The sequence below is a fragment of the Planktothrix sp. genome (assembly GCF_046067725.1).
In the GTDB taxonomy this organism is placed as follows: Bacteria; Cyanobacteriota; Cyanobacteriia; order Cyanobacteriales; family Microcoleaceae; genus Planktothrix.
In genome coordinates this window covers 1-4,449 of sequence record NZ_JBJUDF010000311.1, presented here as the reverse complement: position 1 = coordinate 4,449, position 4,449 = coordinate 1, and the positions used below count along the sequence as shown (strand labels likewise).

The 4,449-nt window shown below is 38.0% G+C and carries 6 protein-coding genes; all 6 read left to right on the top strand.

Going from position 1 to position 4,449, the window contains the following annotated elements:
- Positions 1-335: 4Fe-4S dicluster domain-containing protein (locus ACKPEB_RS19395; RefSeq protein WP_408966625.1), on the top strand; the 335-nt coding region annotated here is incomplete at its 5' end.
- Positions 323-871, top strand: a complete 549-nt coding sequence (locus tag ACKPEB_RS19390) for an oxidoreductase (protein WP_408966624.1) — start codon at positions 323-325, stop codon at positions 869-871. The genes ACKPEB_RS19395 and ACKPEB_RS19390, both read left to right, overlap by 13 nt.
- Positions 872-933: 62 nt before the next feature.
- Entirely contained in the window at positions 934-2,364 is a 1,431-nt protein-coding gene (locus ACKPEB_RS19385) for a Ni/Fe hydrogenase subunit alpha (protein WP_408966623.1), read from the top strand.
- A gap of 138 nt (positions 2,365-2,502) precedes the next feature.
- Entirely contained in the window at positions 2,503-2,766 is a 264-nt protein-coding gene (locus ACKPEB_RS19380; protein WP_072721000.1) for a (2Fe-2S) ferredoxin domain-containing protein, read from the top strand.
- 2 nt (positions 2,767-2,768) lie between these two features.
- Positions 2,769-3,269, top strand: coding sequence for a PAS domain-containing protein (locus ACKPEB_RS19375; protein ID WP_408966622.1), 501 nt, complete (start codon positions 2,769-2,771; stop codon positions 3,267-3,269).
- A 22-nt stretch (positions 3,270-3,291) separates the two neighbouring features.
- On the top strand, positions 3,292-4,449 hold a 1,158-nt coding region (locus ACKPEB_RS19370), incomplete at its 3' end, for a SpoIIE family protein phosphatase (protein ID WP_408966621.1).

Sequence of the window (4,449 nt, the reverse complement as noted above, 5' to 3'; positions counted from 1 at the left end):
GTTTTCCTGAACGAGAAGTAGACATCACTCATCCTAAATTTGGCATCGATCATAACCGTTGTATTCTGTGTACTCGGTGTGTCAGAGTTTGTGCCGAAATTGAAGGAGCCCACGTTTGGGATGTCGGCTATCGGGGAGCCGCAGCCAAAGTCATTACAGGGTTAAATCAACCTTGGGGTGAAGTAGATGCTTGCACCTCCTGTGGCAAATGTGTTGATGCTTGTCCGACGGGTTCTATCTTAAGAAAAGGCACAACAACCGCAGAAATGCAACGCGATCGCGAAAAACTTGAATTCTTAGCAGATGCAAGAGGGAAACATCAATGGACAAGATAAGATTTGCTACGGTTTGGTTAGCGGGATGTTCTGGTTGTCATATGTCGTTTTTAGACTTAGATGAATGGCTGTTTGATCTCGCGGAAAAAGTCGATGTTGTGTTTAGTCCCGTCGGTTGCGACTTAAAAGATTATCCTGAAAACGTCGATGTTTGTTTAGTAGAAGGGGCCGTTGCCAACGAAGAAAATTTAGAGTTATTGCATCAAGTCAGAAAACGCACAAAACTTTTAATTTCCTTCGGAGATTGTGCGGTAACAGCTAACGTTCCTGCCATGAGAAATATGTTAGGTAGTACGGAACCTGTGTTAAAACGCTGTTATTTGGAACTGAGTGATAAAGGCAACCAACTGCCAAAAGAACCGGGGATTGTTCCTGAATTATTAGAGCGCGTTCGTCCTATTCATGAATTAGTTAATGTTGACATCTTTTTACCCGGATGTCCTCCGTCTGCCGATAGAATTAAAGCGACAATTGCTCCTCTATTAGAAGGGAAAAAACCTGTAATGGAAGGGCGAGAAATGATCAAATTCGGTTAACCTGTTCTTGCTGAAGGGCGGGAAACCCCGCCCGTACAATACAAATTTAGAGGTTAAAAAATATGTCTAAAACAGTTATTATTGATCCCGTTACTCGGATTGAAGGACACGCTAAAATATCCGTTTATTTAGATGATGCGGGAGAAGTCGAAAACGCTCGATTTCACGTTGTCGAATTTCGCGGGTTTGAGAAATTCTGCGAAGGTAGACCGATGTTTGAAATGGCTGGAATTACCGCCAGAATTTGCGGAATTTGCCCCGTGAGTCACCTGTTAGCTTCTGCCAAAACAGGCGATAAAATCCTAGCAGTTCAAGTGCCTCCGGCGGGCGAAAAATTGCGTCGGATGATGAATTTAGCCCAGTTAACTCAATCTCATGCCTTAAGTTTTTTCCACCTGAGTAGTCCTGATTTTCTATTAGGTTGGGATAGTGATCCTGCTAAACGCAATGTCTTTGGTTTAATGGCGGCTGATCCTGATTTAGCACGGGCGGGAATTCGCTTGCGTCAGTTCGGACAAACGGTGATTGAAATATTAGGAGCAAAAAAAATCCATGCCGCTTGGGCGGTTCCCGGTGGTGTGCGTTCTCCTCTGTCTGAAGAAGGGCGAAACTGGATTATAGAACGTTTACCGGAAGCTCGACAAACCACCGAATTAGCGATTAGTTTATTTAAACGGTTGTTAGATAGTGAATTAGCCCAAGAAGTTGATGTTTTTGGGAAATTCCCTTCATTATTTATGGGGTTAGTTGCCCCCGATGGCACTTGGGAACACTATGGCGGACATCTAAGATTTATTGATAGTAATGGTGAAATTGTAGCCGATGGTTTAAGCGAAGATGACTATCAAGACTTCCTGGGAGAAGCGGTTGAAAATTGGTCTTATCTCAAGTTTCCCTATTATAAACCTCTGGGATATCCTGATGGAATTTATCGCGTTGGGCCGTTAGCAAGATTGAACGTTTGTGACTGTATTGGAACCGAAGATGCCGACCGAGAATTAATCGAATTTCGTCATCGCGCAGGGGGACGAGTTGCCACTTCTTCGTTCTTCTATCATTATGCACGATTAGTAGAAATTATGGCTTGTATTGAAGCCATTGAACAGTTAATTGATGACCCGGATGTTGTCTCAAAACGAGTGCGTGCAGAAGCAGGAATTAACTGTTTAGAAGGAGTGGGAGTCAGTGAAGCACCACGCGGTACTTTATTCCATCATTATCAAGTAGATGAAAACGGCTTAATTAAAAAAGTTAACTTAATTATTGCCACCGGACAAAACAATTTAGCCATGAATAAAACCGTGACTCAAATTGCCCAACATTATATTCATGGAAATGAGATTCCTGAAGGAATGTTAAACCGAGTAGAAGCGGGAATTCGGGCTTATGACCCGTGTTTAAGTTGTTCCACCCACGCCGTCGGACAAATGCCATTACACATTCAATTAATTCAAAAGGATGGAACAATAATTCAAGAAAAATATCGCAATTAACCCACCATTTTCACAACTATAGGGGGGAACAGGGAATTACGAATTACAAATTACGAATTACGAATGGGGAATAGGGAATAGACAACAGAAATTTCTCCCCCTGCTTCCCCTGCCCTCTTCTTCTATTCGGAGAGAAAAATGTCAAAAGAAAACTTATATTTATGTATGGGTTCCGCTTGTCACCAAATGGGTGTGTATGAAGTTCTACCCAAATTGCAAGCTTTAATGAGTGAATATAATATTGATCAAAAAATTGAGTTAAAAGGTTCATTTTGTTTAGAAACGTGCAGTTCTGGAATTGTCATGAAGTTTCGAGATTTGCATTTTATTAATATTAGTCCTCAAAATATAGAAGATAAATTTTTAAAAGAAATCCTTCCCGCTATTGAAAACAATAATTAACTATGTTAGAAAAAACGCAAAATCACCTTTGGCAACTTTTATGGGAATATGATCCGAACGGTTTAATTGCCGTAGATTCAGATTTAATTATTAAATTGGTTAATCCAGCATTTTGTCAAATCTTTAACGTAGAAAAAGAAAAAATTATCGGAAAATTAGCAACGGAAATTTTAGGAAATATTGATCATTTTCAAGAAGCTTGGGAAACTAATACTGTTATTCGAGGACGAGAAACCGAATATCCTCAATATCATTTATATATTCGAGAATTTATTTTTCCGATTAAAGAAGAAAATATTATTGGCTGTATTATGACCGATATTACCGCCGAGATGGAACGCAAAAAAGAAACCGATAGAATTAAGGCAGAAACCGTTAAAAAAGTGAATGAAGTGGTAGATAATCAAATGAAAGTGGCTCAAGAAATAGCAGGGTTATTAGGAGAAACCACCGCAGAAACCAAAGTGAGTTTACTTAAAATTATTGAAATGGTAAATCAGTAAACTATCACCAACTTAATAGAATATGAATCAAGATAACTTTTTTGATATTTGTCATCTGAGCCTAAATAAAAAAGGCGAAGAACTTTGTGGTGATCAAGTTAAATTTATCAAAACGGAAACAAAAAGCACGATTGTTTTATCCGATGGGTTAGGAAGTGGGGTAAAAGCCAGTATTTTAGCAACGTTAACCACTGAAATTTTAATTACGATGTTAAATGCAGATGTACCCTTAGAAGAAGTAATTAAAACCGTTATAGGAACCTTACCCATTTGTCAGGTCAGAAAAATTGCCTATGCTACTTTTACCATTATTTCAATTAATCATTTAACCAATGAATTTAAAGTCATCAATTTTGATAACCCTCCGGTTCTTTATTTTAAAAAAGGTCGCATTGTTAAATTAGAAACCAAAATTGATAAAATATTAGGAAAAAAAATACAATCTTCTCAAGGAAAATTAGAACGAGGGGATTTTATTGGAGCCATTAGTGATGGTGTTCTTTATGCTGGGTTAGGAGATACGATGAATTTTGGCTGGGGTTGGGATAATATTGCTAAATATATGGAACGAATTTTTATTAGTCAAGCCACAAATTCACGGATGATTATTGAGCAAGTTTTATCAGAAACTCGCTCTTTATATCGAGATAAAATTGGTGATGATGCAACTTTTGTGGGGGTTTATGTTAGAAAACCCAACCCCGTCATGATTTTTACTGGCCCTCCTTTAGATATTACTCAAGATGAAGTTTATGCAGAACGGTTATTAAGTTTTCCGGGTCGTAAAGTCATTTGTGGAGGAACAACAGGCAATTTAGTCGCAAATTATATGGGAGAAACCATTGAAATGGATATTCCCACCATGCGAAAAGATTTACCTCCCATTGGCATATTAAAAGAAGTGGATTTAGTCACAGAAGGAATTTTAACGATTTCTAAAGCAACGGAAATGATTAGAAAATCTAAAGGGGATATTTCTCGATTATCTTCCGATAAAAATGGAGCCGTTTTATTAGCAAGAGAAATCTTAGAGGGAGATTCAATTTATTTTTTAGTCGGTCAACAAATTAATGAATTTTATCAAAATCCTTTATTACCTAAAAATATTTCGATTCGTCGTAATTTAATTGAAGATTTAGTACAGTTACTTCGTAGCCAACAGAAAGAAGTTATGGTAGAA